Source organism: Neorhizobium puerariae (genome assembly GCF_042429745.1).
Lineage (GTDB): Bacteria > Pseudomonadota > Alphaproteobacteria > Rhizobiales > Rhizobiaceae > Neorhizobium > Neorhizobium puerariae.
In genome coordinates, this window is the sequence record NZ_JBHMAA010000036.1 from 83,111 (window position 1) to 104,751 (window position 21,641).

A 21,641-nucleotide genomic window follows, 5' to 3' on the forward strand; every position below is an offset into this window, starting at 1 on the left:
TTGAACCATGACATATTTCACCATCAAGGCCCTGCATCTCCTTTCCGACTTCCTGCTGATCGGCGGCATGCTGATCAACGCCTTCGTCATCGGCATGGTGCCGCCGGCGATCCGCGTTGGCGTGATCTCGGCGCTCCGGAAATACGACCGGACGGTGACCACCGCCGCGCTGGGCGGCGTATGGGTCTTCGGTCTCTGGCTCGCCTTCGGTTACGGCTTCTACACGACCGGCTGGTTCGGCTTCAAATTCCTGATCGTCCTCATGCTGTCAGCACTGCACGGGATGCAGGGCGGCTGGATGCGCCGGATGGAGGCCGATCCGAAGCTCGATCCGCCTGCCTTCGTGCGCGCCGGCATGCCGATCATCCTCGTATCGCTCGTGCTGATCGTGGCGCTTGCGGTCATCAAGCCGTTCTGACCGGCCCGATGACGACGACGCCTCCGCGTCATGCGATCAGGACGGACCGTCTCGTCCTGCGGCCGAGCGACGGCGCCGATGCGGACCGCGCATTCGAAATCCAGTCGGACTGGGAGGTCACGCGCATGCTGCGCATGGCCTCCTTCCCGGCCGACAGGCAGGCGATCCATGCGTGGTTTTCCGACCACCGGCGCGAATGGCTCGCCGGCGAGGCCTTCCGCTTCGCCGTGGAGACCGACGGTCGGATGATCGGCCTTACCGATCTCGACGAGATCAGCGGACCCGAGGGGGAAATCGGCTACTGGCTGGAACGCGCCGCCTGGGGCCACGGCTACGCTTTCGAGGCAGCCGGCGCCCTGACCCGCTTCGCGTTCGAAACCGCCGGACTTTCGACCCTGAAATCCGGGCATGCCGAGGACAACCCCGCCTCCGGGCGCATTCTCGCGAAGCTCGGCTTCGCCCCGATCGACACGGTCGAACGCTTTTCCCGTCCGCGCGGCGAAATGATCCGGCAATGCCGCTACACGCTCGCCGCCTGAGGCTCGGGCCGGCCGACGAAATCGATGCAATTCGTCCGATGCGGCTTTTCCGGGCAGCGGCTTTGCTCCCCGGCCCTTTGGGTCGGCTGAAGCGGGCCGCCTGATCGACCGGCCGGCTTGGCTGTCGAGCTTGGCCACGACCTGCGCCGGCCGGTCGACCATCCGACTCCGTTTGAGCCAACAGGACACTTCAATTTAGTCCTGAAAGGCTCTAATCCTCGGACAACGAAATTCCGGAGGTTCAGCATGGCGAAAGTGGCATTCATCGGTCTCGGGGTCATGGGGTTTCCCATGGCGGGGCATCTCAAGGAGAAAGGCGGCCACGACCTCACGGTCTATAACCGCACCGCGTCCAAGGCTTCCGACTGGGTCGCGAAATTCTGTGGCAGGACCGGCGCCACGCCGGCGGAGGCCGCAAGCGGTGCCGATTTCGTGTTCACCTGCGTCGGCAACGACGACGACCTGCGCTCGGTGACGATCGCAGAGACCGGCGTGCTCGCCGGCATGAAACCCGGCTCGATCCTGATCGACAATACGACCGCAAGCGCCGAAGTCGCCCGCGAGCTGGAGGCCGCCGCCAGGGCCAGGGGCATCGGGTTCATCGACGCGCCGGTTTCCGGCGGCCAGGCGGGGGCGGAAAACGGCGTCCTCACCGTCATGTGCGGCGGCGACCAGGCGACCTTCGACAAGGCGAAGCCGGTCATCGACGCCTATGCCCGCATGGTCGGCCTGATGGGCCCGGCAGGCGCCGGACAGCTCACCAAGATGATGAACCAGATCTGCATCGCCGGCGTCGTCCAGGGCCTTGCCGAAGCCATCCATTTCGGCAAGCAGTCCGGCCTCGACATCGAGAAGGTCATCGAGGTGATCTCCAAGGGCGCCGCCGGCTCCTGGCAAATGGAGAACCGCTACAAGACGATGAATGCCGGCACGTACGATTTCGGCTTCGCGGTCGACTGGATGCGCAAGGACCTGGACATCGTGCTGACGGAAGCCCGCCGCAACGGCGCCAAACTGCCGCTGACCGCGCTGGTCGACCAGTTCTACGGCGACGTGCAGGCGATGGGCGGCAACCGCTGGGACACGTCCTCGCTTCTCGCCCGGCTCGACAGGAAATAGGCGGCGGGATGATCGGCTCGCCCTCCTCCGTCGCGGAGATCGTCGCGCATCTTCAATCGCTGCGCTCGCAGGAGAATATCGCAGGCATGGCGCGCTACGGCATCGCGACCGACGGGGCGATCGGCATTTCCAACCCGGACCTGCAGAAGATCGCCCGGCGCGTCGGACGCAACCACGGCCGGGCGCTCGATCTGTGGCGCACCGGCATCCGCGAGGCGCGGATGCTGGCGATCTACACCGCCGATCCGGCAGCGCTGACGCCGGCGGAAGTCCGCGCCTGGTCGGCGGATTTCGCCTCCTGGGAAATCGTCGACGCCGCCGCCGACCTTCTCACGGAGACGCCGTTCTGGCGGGAGCTCATCGCGGAATTCTCCGGAGACGACCGGGAATTCGTCCGCCGCGCGGCCTTTTCAATGATCGCCGGCGCGACGGTGCACAACAAGCGGGAGCCGGACGAAACCTTCATCGCCTACCTGCCGCTGATCGAGGCCCATGCCGACGACCCGCGCAATTTCGTGAAGAAGGCGGTCAACTGGGCGCTGCGCAACATCGGCAAGCGCAGCCGCAACTGCCACGGGCCGGCGCTCGCGCTTTCGCAGAAGCTTGCCACTTCGGTCGACAAGACCGCCCGCTGGATCGGCAAGGATGCGGTGAAGGAGCTTTCGGGCGAGAAGGTTCTGGCGCGCCTCAAGGGTTAGGCCGCAGGCCCGGAGCCGGCATTGGCGGCAATCCGGACAGGTCCTTATCCGGCGGCATGCACGCCGGGCTTCATGACGAAGAAATGGGAGTGCAGAAGCTGAGGGCCATCAGGCTCCTCTTCCGCAACGCCGTCTCCCATGGATGGATCGGCATGACAGGACGAAACGTTGTCCTGCCGCGCCCCGGAGCGATCGCGAGGGGCGATCGTCCCGATCAGGTCCTTCATCCTGCGCAGTGCCTCGATCATCCGCATGGGCCAACCTCCGGTCATGCCCAGTATAGCGGGTAATCAGGCAAAATCCACGCAGACCTACTCCTCTCCCGACTTCTGGTTATCGAGCATCATGTAGTCGAGCGGCAGTTCGGTCGTGTACTTGATCTGCTCCATCGCAAAGGCCGAGGAGACGTCGCGGATCTCGATCTTGGAGATCAGCCGCTTGTAGAACGCGTCATAGGCGCCGATATCCGGCACGACGACGCGCAGGAGATAGTCCACGTCCCCGCTCATGCGATAGAATTCCACGACTTCGGGAAAATCCACGACGACTTCCGAAAAACGCTTCAGCCATTCGATCGAGTGGCTTGCGGTGCGGATCGATACGAAAACCGTGACCTTGGTATTGACCTTGCCCGGATCGAGCAGCGCCACGCGGCGGCGGATGACGCCGTCCTCCTCCATCTTCTGGATGCGCCGCCAGCAGGGCGTGGTGGACAGGCCCACCTTCTTCGCGAGGTCCGCGACGGCGAGAGTGGAGTCTTCCTGCAGAATGCGCAGGATCTTGCGGTCAAGGCGGTCCATCCAGAGTCCTTTCGAAATGATTTTTCGTTATACACCTAATTCATAGCAGTTAACCGAATTTTGTTTCAACGGATCAGGCTATCCACATTCTGTCGCAGGACCGGCAACACGTCGGCCTCGAACCAGGGATTTTTCTTCAGCCAGCCGGTATTGCGCCAGCTCGGATGCGGCAGCGGCAGGACGCGCGGCCCCTCGTTGGCAAAGAAATAGTCGCGCCAGTTCTCCACCGTTTCCGTCATGCTCTTCTTGCGCCTTGCGCCCAGATGCCAGGCATGCGCATAGCCCCCGACCGCCAGAACGAGTTCGATCTGCGGCATGGCGGCCAGCACCCTCGCCCGCCAGAACGGAGCGCATTCCCGCCGCGGCGGCAGGTCGCCGCCCTTGTCGTCATAGCCCGGGAAACAGAAACCCATGGGCACGATCGCAAAACGATCCGCGTCGTAGAATTCCTCCCGGCTGACCGACATCCAGTCCCGCAACCTGTTGCCCGAGGCATCGTTGAAAGGCAGCCCGCTTTCATGCACGCGCAATCCCGGCGCCTGGCCGGCGATCAGCACCCGCGCCGTCTGGGAAAGCACCGCCACCGGCCGGGGCTCGTGCGGCAGGCGGTCGCCCTCGCCCCTTGCAGGTGTGTCGCGGCAGATACGACAGGCCTTGATGGCCTGTCGCAGGGTTTCAAGCTCGCGGTGCCGTCCGGCGATCCCATCCATGCTCATCCCCGACCGGCCATCTGCTTCATCCAGCCCACGACCGTCTCCAGGAGGTTCGGGGCCTCCATCATGCCCCGGCTCGCCCGCCAGTCGCGCGGGCTCTCGAAATGTCCGGCCCAGAGCCCCTGCCGCTCCCGCCGGGCCGCCGCCTGCTCCTCGGCATAGAGGCCGGAGGCGATTGCCAGTCCCTGCCGCACCAGCGCGGCATTGATGCCGGCGGCGCCCGCGCGGCAGCGCACGAGAAGCCTGCGGTAACGGTCCCGCTCGCGGCCGAGGCATTCCGTCTGCGGGTCCGTGACGAGCTGCGCCAGCAGCCGTCTCGCCTCCCTTCCGCAGGCCCAGGCCATGCCGCGGTCATCCTCACAGGTCTGGTCGATCTCCGGCGCGTCGATGCCCTGCAGCCGCAGGCGCTCGCCGCCCGCCGAAAGCGTGTCGCCATCGATCGCGTAGAACGGCCCGGACATGACGGTGTCGGCCGTCCCGTCCAGTTTTGCCGCGATCAGCGCCAGAAGGATGAAAAAGGCGGCCAGAACCACGCCGCCCCGCAAGATCCTGAATATACGAGCCACAATCTCGCCTTATTGAAAAACGGAAGCTTCAGAGAAATGGCAAACAAAACCTTTCCCGGCAGGACTCTCTTAAGGTTTTGCACCTAGTCTCTCAACCACCCGGGCAAGCAATCCAGCAATCATGAGTAACGGCGTCAGCACTTCGACCGACAAGATCATCGTGGATCGATCGCGCAGCCACCGCAACAAGGCTGTATCGAAGGCTGTCCGCGCGACCCGCGAACGGCTCCAGTCCAGCGCCAAGGGCAATCAGGTCTTCGACCGCGACATGCTGGGCCTGCACGTCAACGCCGTGCTGCAGGGCGCCTCTATCATGCCGCTCTTCATCGTTCTCGTGACGGTGATCGGCGTCTATCTCAACCCGGAAACCGGGCTTTTCGCCTGGGCGCTGCTGATGCTGAGCGTCCATGCGATCAACGTGCTTCTGGCAAGGCGGGCGAGCCGCAAGGAAATCTCGGCGATCGAGACCCGCAAATGGCGCGGCAGGCTGCTTGCCGCCCAGGTGCTGATCGGTTTCGGCTGGGCGATCTTCTCCTTGCAGAGCTGCAGCGCCTGTTCCGGCGACAGCTACTATTTCTACAAGGGCGCGGTGCTGCTCGTGGCGATCTCGATCACCGCGATGGGCAGCTTCATGCTGCGGCTCGGCGTGCTGTTCGGCTTCCTGCCGACGATCACGGCCATGCTCGTCACGGCCGTCCTGTCCCGGCACCTGCTCGATATCGGCCTGACGGCGATGTGCGCCACCGCCGTCGTCTTCTTCCACTACATCGCCGACCGGCTCTACCGTTCCAACCTCACGCTGATGTCCTACCAGTCGGAAAAGGACGACCTGATCGCCGAACTCGAAGTGGCGAAATCCATGTCCGACGAGGCGCGCCGGCGGGCGGAAGAGGCGAACCTCGCGAAATCCCGCTTTCTGGCGTCCATGTCGCACGAGCTGCGCACGCCGCTCAACGCCATCCTCGGCTTCTCGGAGGTGATGAACTCGGAAGTCCTCGGCCCTCTCGCCAACCCCACCTACAAGGAATATGCCGGAGACATCCACCGTTCCGGCCAGCACCTGCTGAACCTCATCAACGAGATCCTCGACCTTTCGCGCATCGAGGCGGGCCGCTACGACTTGAGCGAGGAGGCGCTTTCGCTCTTGGAAATCGCCGAGGACTGCATCGGCATGGTGCAGCTTCGCGCCCGCGCCAAGAACATCACGATCCGCGAACAGTTCGAACCGGATCTGCCGCAGGTCTGGGCGGACGAGAAATCGATGCGCCAGGTGCTGCTGAACCTGCTCTCCAATGCCGTGAAGTTCACCCCCCAGGGCGGCGAGGTCACCGTCAAGGTGGGCTGGACGGCCGGCGGCGGCCAGTATGTGGCGATCAAGGACAACGGCCCGGGCATTCCCGAAGAGGAAATCCCCGTCGTGCTTTCGGCCTTCGGCCAGGGATCGATCGCCATCAAGAGCGCCGAACAGGGCACCGGCCTCGGCCTGCCGATCGTTCAGGCGATCCTCGCCAAGCACGACGGCCAGTTCATCCTGCGCTCGAAGCTGCGCGAGGGCACCGAAGCGATCGCCATACTGCCCGCCACCCGCGTCCTGCAGAGCGTGCCGGCGGTCGCCGACGCTCCGGCCATCGAGCGCCGCCGCAGAAGCTTCGCGTGACCGGCACGCCCGGCTTCCGTGGACGGGCATTTGCTTGCATAATGCGCCCATGACAAAACTCCTCGACCGCGCCATCGCAGCAGCAAGGGAACTTCCCGCCGAAATGCAGGACGAGATTGCCGGCATTCTGTTGAGTTTCATGGGCGAAGACGACGGAAACGTCCACCAGCTCACACCTGAAGAAGAGGCCGACCGGGAAATCGAACGGGGAGAAATCGCGACCGAAGAGGACGTTCGGGCGATGTGGGCCAAGTACGGCCTGTGAAACTCCGTTATACGGTTCGAGCCCTTCGAGAAATCGACAGCGCCATCTCCTATATCGGCGAGCGTTCTCCGGATTGAGCGTCGAAGGTGGCGGTACGCTTTCGAAAGATATTGGCCTTCCTCCGGGAGCGGCCGCATGCCGGAGCGGCAACCGGCAGAAGGAACACGCGCCGCTTCTTCCGCAAGCCCTATCCTTACGTCATCTATTATCGCATCGGAGCGGATGAAATCATCGTCCAGCGGTTTCGCCACACGCCCCGCAAAGGCGTCTAGTTCCAAATCCGCGGCACCACGACCCATAAGGCAAAGAACCCATTCGCGCAGAGCAGGCAGAAGACGGCGAAGGAACCGAGATCCTTGGCATGCCGTCCGACGGTGGAAATCTCCGGCGAGATGCGGTCGACCAGTTCCTCGATCGCCGTGTTGAGCGCCTCGACGCTGAACAGGACGAGCATCAGGATCAGGAAGACGAAATAATCCGGCGGCGCGGCGCCCACGACCGCAAAGAGGACGAGGCCGGCGGCGAAGGCGTAGACCTCCTGCCGGAAGGCCGGCTCCTGCCAGAGGCGCTTCAGCCCCTGCATGGAATAGCGTGTCGCCGCGATCACCCTGCGGATGCCGCCCGCCTTTTCGATATTGCTGTCGGGCGGCGTCTTTTCCATGACGCTCAATTGCTCTTGTTGCTGACGCCGGCCTGCTCGAACGTGGCCATGCCGGAATGGCAGGCGGCGGCGGCCTTGACGATGCCCGCCGCAAGCGCCGCCCCGGTTCCCTCGCCAAGCCGCATGCCGAGCGCCAGAAGCGGCGTCTTGCCGAGCTTCTCGATCGCCCTCAGGTGGCCCGGCTCGCCGGAAACATGACCGACCAGGCAATGATCGAGCGCGGAGGGATTGGCGGATTTCAGGATCGACGCAGCCGCCGTCACCACGTAGCCGTCCAGCAGGACCGGGATCTTTTCCACCCGGGCGGCGAGGATCGCGCCGGCGATCGCGGCGATCTCGCGGCCCCCGAGCCGGCGCAGCACTTCCAGCGGATCGGAAAGATGGTCCCTGTGGAATTCCACGGCCTGTTTCACCACGGCGACCTTGCGCGCCAGCAATTCGCCGTGGGAGCCGGTGCCGGGACCGACCCAGTCCTCCGCGTCGCCACCGTAGAGTGCGAGGTTGATGGCGGCGGCGACTGTCGTGTTGCCGATGCCCATCTCGCCGATGCACAGGAGATCGGTGCCGCCGGCGATCGCCTCCATGCCGAAAGCCATGGTCGCGGCGCAATCGCGCTCGGAAAGCGCCGCCTCGGTCGCGATGTCACCGGTCGGGTAGTCGAGCGCCAGGTCGAAGATCTTCAGGCCAAGGTCATGGGTGACGCAGATCTGGTTGATCGCTGCGCCTCCGGCCGCGAAATTCTCGACCATCTGCTGTGTCACCGAGGAGGGATAAGGCGTGATGCCATGGCGCGTCACGCCGTGATTGCCCGCGAAGATCGCCACGAGCGGCCGGTTGACGGCGGGCGCCCTGCCCGTCCAGGCGGCAAGCCAGAACGCGATCTCCTCCAGCCGCCCCAGCGAGCCGGCCGGCTTGGTGAGCTGCGCGTCGCGCTCGCGCGCCGCGACCAGCGCCCGCGCATCCGGCCCGGGAAGGTTCTGCAACAGGACACGGAAATCGTCGAAAGGCAGGCCGGTCACGCTCATCTGAAGTCTCTCTTGTCTTGGAACCGGGTCCGCTTGTCTTTCCCGGCAAATCGCGCTTCTGTGCGCCTCTCATAGTCGGGGACTCATGGAGGAACAACTGCCAAACGCAAGCGAATTCGTCGCAGACCTTGCCCGTTCGGTGGGTTTCCTCAGCCGTCTGCCGGTGCCGGACCGCTTTTTTCAGGGCCATGACGGCTCGGTCTCGCGCGCCGTGCGCGCGTTCCCGGTCGCCGGCCTTCTCATCGCCGCCCTGCCCGCGCTCGCCCTGCTGCTGCTTGCGTCCGGCGACGCGCTGCTCTCCGCGCTGATCGCGCTGGCGCTGCTCGCCCTGCTGACCGGGGCCTTGCACGAAGACGGTCTCGCGGACACCGCCGATGGCCTCGGCGGCGGGCGGGACGCGGAGCACGCGCTGTCGATCATGAAGGACAGCCGCACCGGCAGCTACGGCGTGGTCGCGCTTGTCCTGTCGTTCGGCCTGCGTGCGGCCGCGCTCGCCGCGCTCGCACGCCACGAACCCGCGCTCGCCGCCCTGTCGCTGCTTGCCGCCGCCGCCGCCAGCCGCGCCGTCATGGTCGCCCACTGGCACGCGCTTCCATCCGCCCGCAAGAGCGGCGTCGCGGCCGGCGCCGGCCTGCCGGACGAGGCGGCCCGCAACCTCGCGCTGTTCATCGGCGCGGCCGTGCCGCTCCTGCTGCTGGTTCCTTTGCTGGGATTGCCCAGGACGCTGCTGCCGCTCATCGCCGCCGCGGCCGCGGGTTTCGGCTTCACCCGCTTCGTTCGCGGCAGGCTCGGCGGCCATACGGGCGACACGATCGGCGCCACGCAGCAGATCAGCGAGATCGTGATGCTCTGCGCCCTTGCTCTCATCGCGTGAAGCCCCGATATATTCTCCCATGATTTCGCCCTGCATCCTCGTCTGTTCGATCGACATGAAGACCGGCTACTGTTTCGGCTGCGGACGGACACGCGACGAGATTGCCGGCTGGATCGACTATACCGACACGGAGCGCCTCCGGATCATGGACATCCTGCCTGCCCGCCTCGAAACCGTGGAACGCCGGCCGCGGCGGGAAACGCGCCGCCGACGCCTGGCGAGGGAGCGCGACGACGCATGAACGGCCTGACCTTCGTCCTCCTCGTCCTCGGCATCGGCCTCGCGCTGCTGATCTTCAACCACGACACCGGCCAGACCTTCGGCATCGCCAACGAGGATTTCGGCCAGATGGTCTATCTCGTGCCGATCGCGGGCCTGCTTTCGGTCGGCATCCTCGCGGGACGCCGCGGCGACATGGGACAGGTGCTGCGCAACATTGCGATCTGGCTTCTGATCGTGCTCGGACTGGTCGCCGCCTATCTCTACCGCGACGACGCCCGCAATGTCGGCGCACGCATGGTCGCGGGCCTGCTTCCCGGCACCGCCGTCGTCGTCACCACGAGCGAAGGCAGCAACGAGGTGATCATCCACAAGACGCGCGGCAACCATTTCCAGACCAATGTGCGGGTCGAGGGCAAGGTGCTGCCGATGCTCGTCGACACGGGAGCCAGCACGGTCGTGCTCTCCTACGACGATGCCCGCGCCATCGGGCTCGACCCGCAGGACCTCAGCTACACCATCAGCGTCATGACGGCGAACGGAAGGGCCATGGCAGCCCCCGTCCGCCTCGATGAGATCGCCATCGGCCCGATCGTGCGGCAGAACGTCCGCGCCATGGTGGCGGAAGACGGGCGGCTCGACGAAAGCCTGCTCGGGATGAGTTTCCTCTCGACGCTCGGCTCGCTGCAGATGCAGACGGATGAATTGAGGCTGAGGGACTGAGCAGCTCGCCTCCGAACGGCCCTTTTTCCGCACGGCTCGGCAGTCGAGCCCGCTTACTATTCGTCCGGAAAGGGCCATCGGAACAGCTCTCCGACGGGAGCGATCACGGCATCGTCCGTGCGGCAAAGACAGACAAAGCCGCCGGCGGGATTGAAGACGGGACGTTGGGGAAACGTCCCGGGGACGAGCGCAACCGGCGCAAGCGTGTCGGCGGACACAAAAAGGTGTGCGTCCCGGGATGAGAAGGCAATCCACAGCCCATCCGGAGACCAGACGGGCTGGGCGAAGGCGGGAGGTGGCGTGACAATGCGCTCGCACAGGCCGGCGCCGGTCATCGTGTCCTTCACGACCCATTTCGACGGCCGCGCGCGAAGCTCGCCGGCCGGATCGGTCACAAGGTAGCGGCACAGGATCTTCCGGCCGTCCGGCGATACGTACATTCCGCTGGTGAAGGTGTTGCCCATCAGCTCGCGCATCGCCATCGTGCCGATGTCCAGGCCGCACAGCACCTCGCCAACCGGGTCCCGGCTGGATATGGCCGGGATCAGGCGGACGACCGTCAGCAGGTCCTTTCCACGCGTCAGGTGAAGTTTGCGCAGTTGCGATCCCGCCTGAAAAAGCCCGGAAACCTCGCGGCCGTCGCGAGGGTCGAGACGCTGAAGCAGGCCATGCCAGGTCGCGAAGAGAAAGGTTCCATCGGCGAGCAGCACGCCCCGGTCGCCTTCTCCGACCGGCGCGGTCTGCCAGAGAATGCCGCCGCTGGCGTTGCAGAGGCCGAAATGGCGGCCGGATGTGTCCGTGGCGATGATCGTGCCCTGTTGCGGCGCCTCGACCAGGGCCGAGCAGTATCTGATCCTGGCCGTCCAGAGTCTCTTCGGGACAAGGTTCCCGTCGGCCGCGCGTTGCAGGACGTGTTTTTCGACACGGTTGCCGGCGATCGTGACGATCGCCGCTCCGTCATCGACAAACAGGGCGCGATCGACGGTCTTCATCCGCCGAAATCCCGCACCGGTTCGTCGCCATCGCCCTTCCCGCGGAACTGGCTGGGCGGCGCTCCGATGATCCGCTTGAAGGCGCGGCTGAAGGATGCCTCGGCATCGTAACCCAGCCGCTCCGCCACAACGGCGACCCGCATTCCGTCCTTCAGCCATTGCCGCGCCTGGTGCATGCGCACCCGCGCGACGTAGCGCGCCGGCGTTTCGCCCACCACCCGCAGGAACCGTTCGGCAAAACCCGACCTGGAAACGCCCATGATCCGCGCCAGCGCCACAACGCTCCAGTCCCTGTCTGGCTGCAGGTGGATGGCCGCCAGCACGCGGCCGACATCGGGATTGCGCACGGCGGCGATCCAGCCGGTCGTATCCCCGCAGCCATGCTCGACCCAGGTGCGGATGAGGGTGGCGGTCAGGACGTCGGCAAGCCGGGCGAGAATGCCGCCCGCGCCCACCCGGTCCATCTCCACCTCGCGCGCCATCGCGTCGAGAAGATGCGGGATCGCCGGCTCGTTCCTGGCGAGCGCACTGGTCAGCATCGCCTCCGGCATCATCTGCAGAAGCGGATGCAGCCTGTCGATGTTGAAGCGCATGGAGCCGGTGAAGGCCAGCGTGCCGCCGCCCGCATCCGCGCATTGCATGTCGAAGACGCCCTGGCACACTTCCTTGCGTCCGAACCGCTCGAACGGCAGGGGCGCCACGCCCGGCGTGCTGGCCAGCACATGCCCGTCGCCACGCGGCAGGAGCACCGCATCGCCGGCCTGCAGGGGCAGCCATTCGCCGGATGGCACCTGAACCCAGCAACTGCCGCAGGCAATGAAATGGAACCGCGCCGCTTCCTGCGCCGGAAAGAAGGTCGCCCAGGGCTCGGCAAGCCGGCAGCGGCCATATTCAACCCCGTCGAGCCTCAGCCCACGCAGCATCTCGCTCAGCGGATCGGGATAATCTTCGGGCTCTTTTTTGGACGAATTGTCAAGCATATCGGATTTTCTAGCATAGAAACGACAGCCTGTCACGCTTAAGCCTATGCCGACCACAATATAGGAAACGATCATGACAGATTGCACCTTCGACCAGGAAAATCCGTCCTGCGATACGCGCGGCAAGGCCGCGTGGGACGCCGTCATTTCTCTGTCGCTCGGCGTTTTCGGTCTCGTCACGGCGGAATTCCTGCCGGCGAGCCTGCTTACGCCGATCTCCGCCGACCTCGGCATCAGTTCGGGCACGGCCGGGCAGACCGTCACCGTGACGGCCGTGGTCGGCGCCTTGGCAGGCCCCGGCGTGGTCATCGGCACCCGCAGCCTCAACCGGCGCTGGACGCTGTTCGGGCTCACGGCGCTGCTCATCGTCTCCAGCGTGCTCGCGGCCATCGCCAACGGCCTGCCGCTGCTGCTGCTGTCGCGCGTCCTGCTCGGCATCGGGCTTGGCGGCTTCTGGGCCATGTCGGCGGCGCTCGCCATGCGGCTCGTGCCCATGCACCTGCTGCCACGGGCGATGGCGGTGATCTTCACCGGCGTATCGGTGGCGACCGTGTGCGCCGCGCCTCTCGGCGCCTATATCGGCTCGACGCTCGGCTGGCGGGCCGCCTTCATGCTCACGGCCGCCGTCGGCCTGCTGACGCTTCTTGTGCAGGTGGTCACCATACCGTCCCTGCCGCCGACCGGAAGCGCCGGGCTCGGCACCATGGCCGCCGTGCTGAAAAGACCGAAGGTCCGCATCGGCCTCTTCGCGACGCTTCTGATCGTCGCGGGCCACTTCGCGGGCTTCACCTATATCCGGCCCTATCTGGAGACCATTCCGCACCTGAACGTCGAGATGATTTCGCTCGTGCTGCTCGCCTACGGCATCGGCGGCTTTTTCGGCAACATCGTCGGCGGCATGATCGCCGAACGCAGTTCCCGCCTGGGCGTCGCCTCCGCCGCCAGCCTGGTTGTCGTCGCGGCAGTGATCCTCGTCTCCGCGGGCGCCTCGCCGATCGCCTCCGCCGCGGCCGTCACGCTCTGGGGATTTGCCTTCGGCGCGCTGCCGGTCAGCATCCAGAGCTATGTGACGCGGGCGGCTTCGGACGAGGCGGAAAGCGTAGGCGCCCTGCTTCTGACGACCTTCCAGGTGGCGATCTCCAGCGGCGCCGTGCTCGGCGGCGTGCTGATCGACCTCCAGGGGCCGCTCGGCGTCATGTCCTTCGTCGGCGTCGCCGCCATGCTCGGCACGTCGGTCATGCTCGTCCGGGGCGGCAGGCGGGTGCAGCTGAGCGAGGGCTGAGCGCACGGCCCGCAAAGCAGACCGGTACCGGCTGCGGTCAGTTCCGCAGCCGGTATCCCGTCCGGAAGATCCAGCCGAGGACGGCAAGGCACAGCGCCAGGAAGAAGCCGATCATGGCAAGGCTGATCAGGGGATTGACGTCGGCGATCTCATAGAAGCTCCAGCGGAAACCGCTGACGAGATAAAGCACCGGATTGGCATGGCTCACCGCCTGCCAGAAGGGCGGCAGCATGTCGATCGAATAGAAGCTTCCGCCCAGGAAGGTCAGCGGCGGCACGACCAGCATCGGCACGATGTTGAGCTGTTCGAAATTCTTCGCCCAGATGCCGATGATGAAGCCGAACAGGCTGAAGGTCACCGCCGTCAGCACCAGGAAGACGATCATCATGAACGGATGCGCGATCCTGATGTCGACGAAGAAGGACGCGGTCGCCAGAATGATCAGGCCGATGATCAGCCCCTTGCTCGCGGCGGCTCCAACGTAACCGACCAGGATCTCCGTCATGGCGATCGGCGCCGACAGGATTTCGTAGATCGTCCCGGTGAATTTCGGGAAATAGATGCCGATCGAGCCGTTGCCGATGCACTGGGTCAGCAGCGTCAGCATGATCAGCCCCGGCGTGATGAACGATCCGTAGGAAACGCCCCCAACCTCCTGGATGCGCGAGCCTATCGCCGTCCCGAACACGATGAAATAGAGCGAGGTGGTGATGACCGGCGAGATGACGCTCTGCAGGAGCGTGCGCCGCATGCGGGCCATCTCGAAGAAATAGATCGACTTGATCGCCTCGAAATTCATGCCTTTTCTCCCGCTTTTTCCCCGACGAGCGCGACGAAGATGTCCTCAAGCGAGCTCTGCCGTGTGGAAAGATCGCGAAAATGGATATTCTCCGTCGCGAGCGCCGCGAGAAGCGAGGCGATGCTGCCCTGCCCCTCCTCGCCCTGGTATTCGTGGATGAGCGCCGCCCCGTCGTCGGAAAGCGCAAGGTTGTAGAGCGCCAGGCTTTCCGGCAGGGCCTTCAGGGGCTCGGAAAGTTCAAGGCGAAGCTGCTTGCGGCCGAGCTTCTGCATGAGCGCCGTCTTCTCCTCGACGAGAAGCAGCTTGCCGCCGTCGATGACACCCACCCGGTCGGCGATCTCCTCCGCCTCCTCGATATAGTGGGTGGTGAGGATGATGGTGACGCCGTTCGCGCGCAGCTTCTCCACCACCTGCCACATCTCGCGGCGCAGGTTGACGTCGACGCCTGCCGTCGGCTCGTCCAGGAAGAGGATCTTCGGTTCGTGCGCCAGCGCCTTGGCGATCAGCACGCGCCGCTTCATGCCGCCGGAAAGCTCGCGCAGCATGTTGTCCTTCTTCGGCCAGAGCGACAGGTCCTTCAGGATGCTCTCGATCAGGGCCGGATCGGGTTTCCTGCCGTGAACGCCGCGGGAAAAACTGACCGTATTCCACACCGTCTCGAACATGTCGGTCGTCAGTTCCTGCGGCACGAGGCCGATCATCGCCCGCGTCTTGCGGAATTCCCTGATCACGTCATGGCCGCCGACCAGCACCTTGCCGGCGCTCGGATTCACCAGTCCGCAGACGATCGAGATGAGGGTCGTCTTGCCGGCGCCGTTCGGGCCGAGCAGCGCCAGGATTTCGCCCTCCTCGATATCGAGGTCGACACCCTTCAGGGCCTCGAACCCGTTTTCGTAGGTCTTGGTAAGCTTTTCTATGGAAACGACGGGGGTCATCGGAAAACAGGTCTTTGCGGATTCGAATTGCGGAATTCGCCGCCAATATAGGCAAGGTTGCCCGCCAAACCATCCCGCACGGAAGAATATTGCGTTCGCTTTTCCTGACCAATCCGCCCCGCAACCGAAGGGATCGCCGGAAATGAAGAAAGAGCGTGCGGCAGCATGCCTTCACCAGCGGTTGTCATTTTTCCGTGACGTTCATGCAGCATTGTTCCGGCCAGGCAAGCAATGGTCCCGCCCCCTACGCCGCACGTAACCTCGCGCGACCATCATGACCAAAGCTATTTCAGGCCATTCCGTTTCCGCTTGCCTCGCATGTGCAGTTTTTGAGTATGAGTTCTCGTTTTCGGAGGTTCTGGCTTCTCCCCGCGAGCCCGTCTCCGCTCTCGCCGGCCTCCGTGCCGGCTTTCTTTTTGAACGGACGTCCCGGAAGGACAGGGCTTCGAGAGGGCACCGGCCTGACGCGCTACTCCTTCGGCACGCGAACCGGTCCGAAGGAATAGTGCGTCAGGATGTACACCCTTTGCGTCTCTTGCCGCATCCCGTGCTTTTTGTTTTCCTTTTCCGTGAGGCGGTGTCGTCCCTGACCCCCACGATCGCCCCCACGACGATACGGCTTCAGCGGCCGGGCCACGGGCCCGGCCGTTCCGTTTCCAGCTCCCGGAGCGGGCTGCCGGAACGGGCCAGCGGCTATCGGCCGGCATCCTTCCGGCTTTCCGATGGAAATCCGCATCCCCGTCTAGCGAAGGGCGTTCACCAGCCCGACGCGGCTGGAAACCGCAAGCTTCCTGTAGACCGATTTCAGCTGGCTGCGCACCGTCTCCGGCGAGACGCCGCGAAGGCGGGCGATCTCGTTGACGGTCCCGCCCTCGATCACGGCTTTCGCAACCTCGGCCTCGCTTCGCGACAGGGCGCCGAGATTGGCTCCCTGCGCCCGCGTCTCCTTCCTGATCAGGATCGCCACCGAAGGCCCGGACAGGAACTCGCGCATCGGATCGGAGGTCATCCGGACGAAGGTCAGCTCCCAGTCGCCCTCGGCATGGACGCGGTGCCGGCTGACGGCGGCCCCGAAAAAGCTCCGGCGCAGGAGACGCTCGAGGTCGTCCTGGACCTCGGAAACGATGCAGAACAGGCGTCCCGTCGGCGCATGGCAGAGACCGCAGCCCTTCTCGATATAATCCTGCGCCGACGTGTTGAACGATCTCGGATAACCGCCCTCGCCGACGATCACCATGCCGATATGGCTGACGTCGAGGAGCACGCCTTCCCGGCCCACCGCCGGGCTTTCCGTCGACGTGTTTCGGTAGAACGCAAAGGCCCGTTTCAGATGGGGCGCAAGCTCCGTGAAGAGATGCGCGTAAGCCTGGCTGTTGCGGTGATCCTCCCGCGACATCAGCGAGGTCAGGATGAACGACTGCCCCTTCTCGCGGAAGATCGTGATGCCCGCCCCGCCCTCCATGCCGGTCCCGACGAGGTATTCGTTGTAGAACTGCGTCTTCCTCAGCTTGACCGGGTCGTACATGGCATCCGACGTCACGCCCAGCCCGACGGGACGTATCGCCGCCCTGGCCATCCACGGATTGAGGGAACTGTAGGTCCGGTTGTAGGCCTGTATCTCGCCGTCTTCGTAACCCGCCGTCAGCGACATCGCGCCGGAGTTCGCAACGGCGTCATGGAACATCAGCGTCGTCTTGCCATAGGCCATGCCGGCGTTCAGCCTGTCGAGGAACTGCTGCCACGACGTCTCGCCGACGACCGCGCCATAGATCATCTCGATGAGATCGGACTGGTAACGTTCATCCCGGACAGAATAGCGCATAGGCAACACCTGGATATAGGCGGTCCATCACTCCGACTGGAAAATGAAAGTATTGCCATGGAATGGACAATGTCAATTTCATCGGCGACAGCGCCGGTTCATTCGCGACAGCGCCGTTCGGTGCAGCCTATCGTTTCCGCGACGACCCGGCCTTCGGCAGCGCCTGCCTCCATGCCGCCTCCAGCGCGGCACGCAGGTCGGTTTCGGCAAGCTCCGAGAGGATGCCGGTCGTCCATCCCTGACGCCCCCAGGCATTGGCGACGGGCGAGAAGGCAGCGGGGGCCAGCATGCACCTGAACTGCTGCTCGTCGGGCGTGAACCGGAAATTCGCCGTCAGGCCGTCGGCGGCGAGCGTGACGTAGTTGCGCTTCACCCTGAAGGCCGTCCGGTCGAAATGCGGCGCCTCCACGGTCCCCTCAAGCGACAGGGCCAGACGGCGCAGCATCTCGCCCGTCGCCATCGGCCGAACTCAGTTGCAGTAGCGGCCGCCGGTCTTACGGCTCCGCAGGTCGAAATGGAAGTGGTTCCAGTGCTCGGCATTGCTGCCGGGGCCGAGTACGGTACTGAAATACTTGCAGCTGTCGCTGCGCACCGTCTTCAGCAGACTTCCCTCTCGCAGCGAGAAGAGACCCTTCTTCCGCACGTCGATCTCGTGGCCGTCCTTCAGCACGATCTGGCCGATATCGATGGCGTTGCCGCGCGCGTGCTCGGACATCGGGTTATAGCGCTGACGGCTGTTGTTCATGCGGCGGCAGGAATAGCCGCCCATGGGCACGATCTTGCGGACGCCGACGAGATAACGGGTGCGGGCCGCCGGGGCAAGTTCGTTCTTGACCCATCTGGCGAAGGCGAGCGTCGTCTGGCAGTTGAGCGTGACGGCCGGCCTGACGTCGATATTGCCGGAAAGCCCGGCGAGTTTCACCGGATAGTCGATGCCGCAGCTCGGCCCCTGGGAAATGCGCGGCCGATCCTCGAATTCGACGCCGAGGCGGCGCAGTTCGGCGCGGCAGCTCACCTCCGACTGGGGCATGGCGCCGCGCAGCCAGGGCTGGTCGCGCTGGCTCATGGGGCCGCCGTCGCTCATCACCTCCCCGTCGTTCACCGGATTGTTCGGACGCAGCATGGCGACCTGTTGCGTGCCGGCCGGAGGCGTGCGGCTCGGCTGGACGACGCGGGACCCGTCGCCCCACACCATGCCGCCGTTCGCCATATCACCGCGGACCATGCCGCCCTGAAGGCCGGCGCCCTGGCGCTTCGGGGGAACGGTCACCCGATCGTCCGAGATCGGCTGGCGACGCGGCTGCAGCGCCACGGGATTGTCCGTGCCGATGCCGTCGATCACCGGCTGGTCGCCGACGCCTTCCGCAATGTTGGAATCCTCTTCCTCCGCCAGCCCCGTGATGTCGCTCTCGTCCGGCGCGAAGCCGAATTCCGCGTCCATGTTGACGCCCTCGTCGGGAATGGTCGACGGGCCTGCGCCCGGCGCGGCATGCCCGCCGGCGGAACCCTGCCGCATCGCCTCGTCGCTGTCGATCATCGGCAGGCGGCCCTGCCGGGTGGACTGCGCCGGTTGCGGCGCATGGGCATCGAGCGGCGCCGACTGCACGGGCGCCCGCAGATAATGCCCTCCGTCACCGGCCGTGTTGGCGTAGTCGACCGCGCTCGCCTGCGAAACCGGCGCCGGGTTCGCCTGATACGCCTGCCGTGAGACCGGCTCACGCGTCCGGGAGCGGACAGGCTCGATCGCACCCACATGCGTGCCATTGTCGATCGGAGCCGGCGGCACCAGATCCCCCGAGGAACAGGCGGTCAGCATTGTCGATATCATCAGCCAGGCCATCGCCCGCCGGGAAAGGGAAGCATACGCCATACCAGTCGCCACTCTTCCGGTGCCGAAATGACACACACGGAAATTCTAGGAAAAGCCGGTAAACGAAAGCTTGAGGAAACAAGGCGCTTTCGTGGTCTTTTCGCCCATCGGGCGCCGCAAAAGCACCCTCCGTCACACCGCGCCGTCCCGCATCGGCACGGAAAAACCCGCCGGACGACGATCCGGCGGGCCGTTCGGAAAGTCTCGGTCGCGTCAGGCGGCGCGGGAGCCGGATGCGGCCGCGTAGGCCGATCCCCTGCCGCCATCGCCGAGCCTGAAGGCGGAAAGAAGGGCCTGCAGGTGCAGGCTCTGGTCGGCGAGCGTCTGGCTCGCCGCCGTGGTCTCCTCCACCATGGCCGCGTTCTGCTGGGTCATCTGGTCCATCTGGTTCACGGAGGCGTTGATCTCCTGGAGGCCAGTCGCCTGCTCGCGGGCGGCGATGGCGATCGTCTCCACATGGGCGTTCACCCGCTCGACCAGAGCGGCGATCTCCACCAGCGCATCGCCCGTGGCGCGCACGAGCGAGACGCCGCCTTCCACCTCGCGGGCGGAATTGCCGATCAGCGCCTTGATCTCCTTGGCTGCGTTGGCGGAGCGCTGCGCGAGCTCGCGCACCTCCTGCGCCACGACTGCAAAGCCCCTGCCCGCCTCGCCGGCGCGCGCCGCCTCGACGCCGGCATTCAGCGCCAGAAGGTTGGTCTGGAAGGCGATCTCGTCGATAACCGAAATGATCTGGTTGATGCGGTTGGACGAGTCCTCGATGCGGCCCATGGCGTCGATCGCGTTGCGGACGATCTCGCCCGAGCGGCTGGCGCTCTCCTTGGTCTCGCTGACCATCTCGCGCGCCTGATGCGCCCGTTCCGATGCCGTGCGGACCGTGGCGGTGATCTCGTCGAGCGCGGCTGCGGTCTCTTCGAGCGAAGCCGCCTGCTGCTCGGTGCGCCTGGAGAGATTGCCCGTCGCGCCGGAAATGTCGGCGGCGCTGTCGCGGACCACCAGACCCGTCTCGGCGATCGCCTCGACCGCCCGGTGCAGCGCTCCGACGGCGGCGTTGAAGTCGCCGCGCAGCTTGGCGTAGTCCTCGCCGATATCCACCAGGGAAACGGAGAGATCGCCCCCGGCCAGCGCTTCCAGCACCCGCCCAAGCTCGCCCATCGCCCGCGCATGGCGCTCCGCGGCGGATGCCAGCGTCCGCTCGTTGCCCGAGCGCTCCTCCGCCAGCGCGCGGGCCTGCTCGGCCTCGCGGCTCTGCAGTTCGGAACGTTCCTCGACCGAGTCACGCAGCACCACCAGCGCGCGGGCGATGTCGCCGATCTCGTTCCTCTCCTCCGTGCAGGGAACGGCAACGCCCGTTTCCCCGGCGGCGATCGATTGCAGCACCTGCTTGACGCGGCCGATCGGCCCCGTGACGCTCCTCACCACGAAAGCGGCGCCGCCGATCAGCACCAGCGCGCCGACGCCGAAGATCGATGCGAAATTGATCGCATTGCTGCGGAACATGGCATGCAGATCGTCCACGTAGACGCCCGTGCCGACGATCCAGCCCCAGGGCTCGAAACCGGCAACGTGCGAATATTTCTCGACCGGCTCCTCGAAGCCGGGCTTCGGCCAGTAATAGTCGACGAAACCCTTGCCCTGCGCCTTGACCGTATTGGCGAACTCGACGAACAGGAGCTTGCCGTTCGGGTCCTTGTCGCCGGACAGATCCTTGCCGTTCATCTCCGGCTTGATGGGATGCATGACCATGCGCGGGGTCATGTCGTTGATCCAGAAATAGCCGGTCCCGTTGCCATAACGCATGACGGAGATGACGGCCTTGGCTTCCGCCTGCGCCTGGTCGCGGGTCATGGAGCCGGAGGCTTCGAGCGCCTGGTACTTCTTCAGCACCGTCAGCGCGACGTCGTTCATCTGCGCCAGGCCCGCCTTGCGCTCGTGCTCGGAGGCCCGGTAACTCTGGAACAGACTGAAGGTCATGGCACCGCCGAGAATGGCGAGCGACAGAAGCACAAGGCAGCAAAGCCGCCAGGAGATGGTAAGACGCTGCATGGAGCCCCCTTGTCCGTCATTTTCCGGGAAATTCTAACGGACGATGGTTACCAGGTAGTGAAATGCCATTCCGTCGCGCCATGCGCGAATTAGAATCCGCTAATTTCTTGATCGAGCGACGATTTCCGGCGTCAAGGCATGAAATTCCCACATAGGAGCTTGACGAGAAGGGCATGGGCTTTTTCCGGCTTTGGCTCTAGTTTCCAGGCCGGGAGGATTCGAAATCCCCGACACAAAGGAACCATGCCATGACGGAAGATACCAGGCCGACCGGTGAATTGACGCTGCGCACCCTCGCCATGCCGGCGGACGCCAATGCCGCCGGCGACATCTTCGGCGGCTGGGTCATGGCGCAGATGGACCTCGCCAGCGGCATCCGCGCCGCCGAGCGCGCCCGTGGCCGCGTGGTGACCGCGGCCGTCAAGGAAATGGCCTTCCAGCTTCCGGTGAAGATCGGCGACACGCTGAACGTCTATACCGAGATCACCCATGTCGGGCGCACCTCGATCACGCTCGGCGTCGAAGCCTGGGCACACCGCGCCCGCCACCGGAAGCTGGAAAAGGTCACGGCCGCGACCTTCATCATGGTGGCGCTCGACGAGGACGGCAAGCCGACGCCCGTTCCGGCAGAGGAGTAA

Annotated in this window: 27 protein-coding genes; 12 read left to right on the plus strand and 15 right to left on the minus strand. The window is 65.2% G+C overall.

The genetic code is table 11. The features are described 5' to 3' along the window. Positions 1 to 7 precede the first annotated feature (7 nt). The 4 genes from ACFFP0_RS27650 (at position 8) to ACFFP0_RS27665 (ending at position 2,774) form a co-directional block, all read left to right on the plus strand. Positions 8 to 418: a CopD family protein gene (locus ACFFP0_RS27650; RefSeq protein WP_377265436.1), complete on the plus strand. Its 411-nt coding sequence runs from the start codon at positions 8 to 10 to the stop codon at positions 416 to 418. 8 nt (positions 419 to 426) lie between these two features. Then, complete coding sequence (locus tag ACFFP0_RS27655; protein ID WP_377265437.1) at positions 427 to 957, plus strand: GNAT family N-acetyltransferase; 531 nt, start codon at positions 427 to 429, stop codon at positions 955 to 957. A gap of 201 nt (positions 958 to 1,158) precedes the next feature. Continuing rightward, positions 1,159 to 2,076 carry an NAD(P)-dependent oxidoreductase gene (locus ACFFP0_RS27660; protein ID WP_377265508.1) on the plus strand — a complete coding sequence of 306 codons (918 nt, stop codon included), beginning with the start codon at positions 1,159 to 1,161 and terminating at the stop codon, positions 2,074 to 2,076. An 8-nt stretch (positions 2,077 to 2,084) separates the two neighbouring features. After that, positions 2,085 to 2,774, plus strand: a complete 690-nt coding sequence (locus ACFFP0_RS27665; protein ID WP_377265438.1) for a DNA alkylation repair protein — start codon at positions 2,085 to 2,087, stop codon at positions 2,772 to 2,774. Positions 2,775 to 2,818: 44 nt separating this feature from the next. Here the strand turns inward: ACFFP0_RS27665 and ACFFP0_RS27670 are convergent, their stop codons facing one another. The 4 genes from ACFFP0_RS27670 to ACFFP0_RS27685 form a co-directional block, all read right to left on the minus strand. Beyond that, a complete protein-coding gene (locus ACFFP0_RS27670; RefSeq protein ID WP_377265439.1) occupies positions 2,819 to 3,028 on the minus strand; it encodes a hypothetical protein in 210 nt (69 codons plus the stop codon). A 57-nt stretch (positions 3,029 to 3,085) separates the two neighbouring features. After that, a complete protein-coding gene (locus tag ACFFP0_RS27675) occupies positions 3,086 to 3,574 on the minus strand; it encodes an Lrp/AsnC family transcriptional regulator (protein ID WP_377265440.1) in 489 nt (162 codons plus the stop codon). Between the two features lie 65 nt (positions 3,575 to 3,639). Continuing rightward, complete coding sequence (locus tag ACFFP0_RS27680) at positions 3,640 to 4,284, minus strand: uracil-DNA glycosylase family protein (protein WP_377265441.1); 645 nt, start codon at positions 4,282 to 4,284, stop codon at positions 3,640 to 3,642. 2 nt (positions 4,285 to 4,286) lie between these two features. Continuing rightward, positions 4,287 to 4,853: a thermonuclease family protein gene (locus tag ACFFP0_RS27685; RefSeq protein WP_377265442.1), complete on the minus strand. Its 567-nt coding sequence runs from the start codon at positions 4,851 to 4,853 to the stop codon at positions 4,287 to 4,289. Between the two features lie 121 nt (positions 4,854 to 4,974). Between ACFFP0_RS27685 and ACFFP0_RS27690 the strand changes: the two genes are divergently transcribed. The 3 genes from ACFFP0_RS27690 (at position 4,975) to ACFFP0_RS27700 (ending at position 7,047) form a co-directional block, all read left to right on the plus strand. Beyond that, the gene (locus ACFFP0_RS27690) at positions 4,975 to 6,510 is read left to right on the plus strand and encodes a sensor histidine kinase (protein WP_377265443.1); all 1,536 of its coding nucleotides are present in this window, start codon (positions 4,975 to 4,977) and stop codon (positions 6,508 to 6,510) included. 49 nt (positions 6,511 to 6,559) lie between these two features. After that, on the plus strand, positions 6,560 to 6,775 hold the full coding sequence (locus ACFFP0_RS27695) for a hypothetical protein (RefSeq protein ID WP_377265444.1): 216 nt from the start codon (positions 6,560 to 6,562) through the stop codon (positions 6,773 to 6,775). A gap of 86 nt (positions 6,776 to 6,861) precedes the next feature. Then, positions 6,862 to 7,047 (plus strand): type II toxin-antitoxin system RelE/ParE family toxin, encoded by a 186-nt coding sequence (locus ACFFP0_RS27700; RefSeq protein ID WP_377265445.1) that lies wholly within the window; start codon positions 6,862 to 6,864, stop codon positions 7,045 to 7,047. On the opposite strand, the gene ACFFP0_RS27705 is transcribed toward ACFFP0_RS27700, so the two are convergent. Both ACFFP0_RS27705 and cobT read right to left on the minus strand, forming a co-directional pair. Next, positions 7,044 to 7,436, minus strand: a complete 393-nt coding sequence (locus ACFFP0_RS27705; RefSeq protein WP_377265446.1) for a diacylglycerol kinase — start codon at positions 7,434 to 7,436, stop codon at positions 7,044 to 7,046. The two genes, ACFFP0_RS27700 and ACFFP0_RS27705, sit on opposite strands and share 4 nt — an antisense overlap. A 5-nt stretch (positions 7,437 to 7,441) precedes the next feature. Next, entirely contained in the window at positions 7,442 to 8,461 is a 1,020-nt protein-coding gene (gene cobT / locus ACFFP0_RS27710) for a nicotinate-nucleotide--dimethylbenzimidazole phosphoribosyltransferase (RefSeq protein ID WP_377265447.1), read from the minus strand. A gap of 85 nt (positions 8,462 to 8,546) precedes the next feature. Between cobT and ACFFP0_RS27715 the strand changes: the two genes are divergently transcribed. The 3 genes from ACFFP0_RS27715 to ACFFP0_RS27725 are packed head-to-tail and all read left to right on the plus strand — an operon-like array spanning position 8,547 to position 10,277. Beyond that, on the plus strand, positions 8,547 to 9,335 hold the full coding sequence (locus ACFFP0_RS27715) for an adenosylcobinamide-GDP ribazoletransferase (RefSeq protein ID WP_377265448.1): 789 nt from the start codon (positions 8,547 to 8,549) through the stop codon (positions 9,333 to 9,335). 19 nt (positions 9,336 to 9,354) lie between these two features. Next, positions 9,355 to 9,576, plus strand: a complete 222-nt coding sequence (locus ACFFP0_RS27720) for a DUF1289 domain-containing protein (protein WP_377265449.1) — start codon at positions 9,355 to 9,357, stop codon at positions 9,574 to 9,576. Beyond that, entirely contained in the window at positions 9,573 to 10,277 is a 705-nt protein-coding gene (locus ACFFP0_RS27725) for a TIGR02281 family clan AA aspartic protease (protein WP_377265450.1), read from the plus strand. The genes ACFFP0_RS27720 and ACFFP0_RS27725 overlap by 4 nt, the downstream gene beginning before the upstream one ends. A 56-nt stretch (positions 10,278 to 10,333) precedes the next feature. Here the strand turns inward: ACFFP0_RS27725 and ACFFP0_RS27730 are convergent, their stop codons facing one another. Then, on the minus strand, positions 10,334 to 11,269 hold the full coding sequence (locus ACFFP0_RS27730; protein ID WP_377265451.1) for a TolB family protein: 936 nt from the start codon (positions 11,267 to 11,269) through the stop codon (positions 10,334 to 10,336). After that, positions 11,266 to 12,249: an AraC family transcriptional regulator gene (locus ACFFP0_RS27735; protein ID WP_377265452.1), complete on the minus strand. Its 984-nt coding sequence runs from the start codon at positions 12,247 to 12,249 to the stop codon at positions 11,266 to 11,268. Before ACFFP0_RS27735 ends, ACFFP0_RS27730 begins: the two co-directional genes overlap by 4 nt. 73 nt (positions 12,250 to 12,322) lie before the next feature. On the opposite strand from ACFFP0_RS27735, the gene ACFFP0_RS27740 reads away from it, so the two are divergent. Then, a complete protein-coding gene (locus ACFFP0_RS27740; protein ID WP_377265453.1) occupies positions 12,323 to 13,531 on the plus strand; it encodes an MFS transporter in 1,209 nt (402 codons plus the stop codon). 37 nt (positions 13,532 to 13,568) lie between these two features. Here ACFFP0_RS27740 and ACFFP0_RS27745 read toward each other — a convergent pair whose 3' ends face one another. The 7 genes from ACFFP0_RS27745 to ACFFP0_RS27775 form a co-directional block, all read right to left on the minus strand. Next, positions 13,569 to 14,330, minus strand: coding sequence for an ABC transporter permease (locus ACFFP0_RS27745; RefSeq protein ID WP_377265454.1), 762 nt, complete (start codon positions 14,328 to 14,330; stop codon positions 13,569 to 13,571). Then, positions 14,327 to 15,265, minus strand: coding sequence for an ABC transporter ATP-binding protein (locus ACFFP0_RS27750; protein ID WP_377265455.1), 939 nt, complete (start codon positions 15,263 to 15,265; stop codon positions 14,327 to 14,329). The genes ACFFP0_RS27745 and ACFFP0_RS27750 overlap by 4 nt, the downstream gene beginning before the upstream one ends. Further along, positions 15,262 to 15,477: a hypothetical protein gene (locus tag ACFFP0_RS27755; RefSeq protein WP_377265456.1), complete on the minus strand. Its 216-nt coding sequence runs from the start codon at positions 15,475 to 15,477 to the stop codon at positions 15,262 to 15,264. The genes ACFFP0_RS27750 and ACFFP0_RS27755 overlap by 4 nt, the downstream gene beginning before the upstream one ends. 530 nt (positions 15,478 to 16,007) lie before the next feature. Beyond that, positions 16,008 to 17,087 carry a helix-turn-helix transcriptional regulator gene (locus tag ACFFP0_RS27760; protein WP_377265457.1) on the minus strand — a complete coding sequence of 360 codons (1,080 nt, stop codon included), beginning with the start codon at positions 17,085 to 17,087 and terminating at the stop codon, positions 16,008 to 16,010. Between the two features lie 127 nt (positions 17,088 to 17,214). After that, positions 17,215 to 17,547 carry an MmcQ/YjbR family DNA-binding protein gene (locus ACFFP0_RS27765; RefSeq protein ID WP_377265458.1) on the minus strand — a complete coding sequence of 111 codons (333 nt, stop codon included), beginning with the start codon at positions 17,545 to 17,547 and terminating at the stop codon, positions 17,215 to 17,217. A gap of 9 nt (positions 17,548 to 17,556) precedes the next feature. Then, positions 17,557 to 18,957: an extensin-like domain-containing protein gene (locus ACFFP0_RS27770; RefSeq protein ID WP_377265459.1), complete on the minus strand. Its 1,401-nt coding sequence runs from the start codon at positions 18,955 to 18,957 to the stop codon at positions 17,557 to 17,559. Between the two features lie 213 nt (positions 18,958 to 19,170). Continuing rightward, entirely contained in the window at positions 19,171 to 21,003 is a 1,833-nt protein-coding gene (locus ACFFP0_RS27775; RefSeq protein WP_377265460.1) for a methyl-accepting chemotaxis protein, read from the minus strand. Positions 21,004 to 21,251: 248 nt separating this feature from the next. Here ACFFP0_RS27775 and ACFFP0_RS27780 point away from each other — a divergent pair, with 248 nt between their 5' ends. After that, positions 21,252 to 21,641, plus strand: a complete 390-nt coding sequence (locus tag ACFFP0_RS27780; RefSeq protein WP_377265461.1) for an acyl-CoA thioesterase — start codon at positions 21,252 to 21,254, stop codon at positions 21,639 to 21,641.

Excerpts from the sequence above, each read along its gene's own strand:
- ACFFP0_RS27670 (WP_377265439.1), bottom strand. The coding sequence starts at position 3,028 with ATGCGGATGATCGAGGCACTGCGCAGGATGAAGGACCTGATCGGGACG.
- ACFFP0_RS27650 (WP_377265436.1), top strand. The coding sequence starts at position 8 with ATGACATATTTCACCATCAAGGCCCTGCATCTCCTTTCCGACTTCCTG.
- ACFFP0_RS27745 (WP_377265454.1), bottom strand. The coding sequence starts at position 14,330 with ATGAATTTCGAGGCGATCAAGTCGATCTATTTCTTCGAGATGGCCCGC.
- ACFFP0_RS27755 (WP_377265456.1), bottom strand. The coding sequence starts at position 15,477 with ATGCTGCATGAACGTCACGGAAAAATGACAACCGCTGGTGAAGGCATG.
- ACFFP0_RS27720 (WP_377265449.1), top strand. The coding sequence starts at position 9,355 with ATGATTTCGCCCTGCATCCTCGTCTGTTCGATCGACATGAAGACCGGC.
- cobT (WP_377265447.1), bottom strand. The coding sequence starts at position 8,461 with ATGAGCGTGACCGGCCTGCCTTTCGACGATTTCCGTGTCCTGTTGCAG.
- ACFFP0_RS27680 (WP_377265441.1), bottom strand. The coding sequence starts at position 4,284 with ATGGATGGGATCGCCGGACGGCACCGCGAGCTTGAAACCCTGCGACAG.
- ACFFP0_RS27715 (WP_377265448.1), top strand. The coding sequence starts at position 8,547 with ATGGAGGAACAACTGCCAAACGCAAGCGAATTCGTCGCAGACCTTGCC.
- ACFFP0_RS27665 (WP_377265438.1), top strand. The coding sequence starts at position 2,085 with ATGATCGGCTCGCCCTCCTCCGTCGCGGAGATCGTCGCGCATCTTCAA.
- ACFFP0_RS27765 (WP_377265458.1), bottom strand. The coding sequence starts at position 17,547 with ATGGCGACGGGCGAGATGCTGCGCCGTCTGGCCCTGTCGCTTGAGGGG.
- ACFFP0_RS27775 (WP_377265460.1), bottom strand. The coding sequence starts at position 21,003 with ATGCAGCGTCTTACCATCTCCTGGCGGCTTTGCTGCCTTGTGCTTCTG.
- ACFFP0_RS27740 (WP_377265453.1), top strand. The coding sequence starts at position 12,323 with ATGACAGATTGCACCTTCGACCAGGAAAATCCGTCCTGCGATACGCGC.
- ACFFP0_RS27750 (WP_377265455.1), bottom strand. The coding sequence starts at position 15,265 with ATGACCCCCGTCGTTTCCATAGAAAAGCTTACCAAGACCTACGAAAAC.
- ACFFP0_RS27695 (WP_377265444.1), top strand. The coding sequence starts at position 6,560 with ATGACAAAACTCCTCGACCGCGCCATCGCAGCAGCAAGGGAACTTCCC.
- ACFFP0_RS27725 (WP_377265450.1), top strand. The coding sequence starts at position 9,573 with ATGAACGGCCTGACCTTCGTCCTCCTCGTCCTCGGCATCGGCCTCGCG.
- ACFFP0_RS27760 (WP_377265457.1), bottom strand. The coding sequence starts at position 17,087 with ATGCGCTATTCTGTCCGGGATGAACGTTACCAGTCCGATCTCATCGAG.
- ACFFP0_RS27770 (WP_377265459.1), bottom strand. The coding sequence starts at position 18,957 with ATGGCGTATGCTTCCCTTTCCCGGCGGGCGATGGCCTGGCTGATGATA.
- ACFFP0_RS27655 (WP_377265437.1), top strand. The coding sequence starts at position 427 with ATGACGACGACGCCTCCGCGTCATGCGATCAGGACGGACCGTCTCGTC.
- ACFFP0_RS27735 (WP_377265452.1), bottom strand. The coding sequence starts at position 12,249 with ATGCTTGACAATTCGTCCAAAAAAGAGCCCGAAGATTATCCCGATCCG.
- ACFFP0_RS27690 (WP_377265443.1), top strand. The coding sequence starts at position 4,975 with ATGAGTAACGGCGTCAGCACTTCGACCGACAAGATCATCGTGGATCGA.
- ACFFP0_RS27705 (WP_377265446.1), bottom strand. The coding sequence starts at position 7,436 with ATGGAAAAGACGCCGCCCGACAGCAATATCGAAAAGGCGGGCGGCATC.
- ACFFP0_RS27730 (WP_377265451.1), bottom strand. The coding sequence starts at position 11,269 with ATGAAGACCGTCGATCGCGCCCTGTTTGTCGATGACGGAGCGGCGATC.
- ACFFP0_RS27780 (WP_377265461.1), top strand. The coding sequence starts at position 21,252 with ATGACGGAAGATACCAGGCCGACCGGTGAATTGACGCTGCGCACCCTC.
- ACFFP0_RS27675 (WP_377265440.1), bottom strand. The coding sequence starts at position 3,574 with ATGGACCGCCTTGACCGCAAGATCCTGCGCATTCTGCAGGAAGACTCC.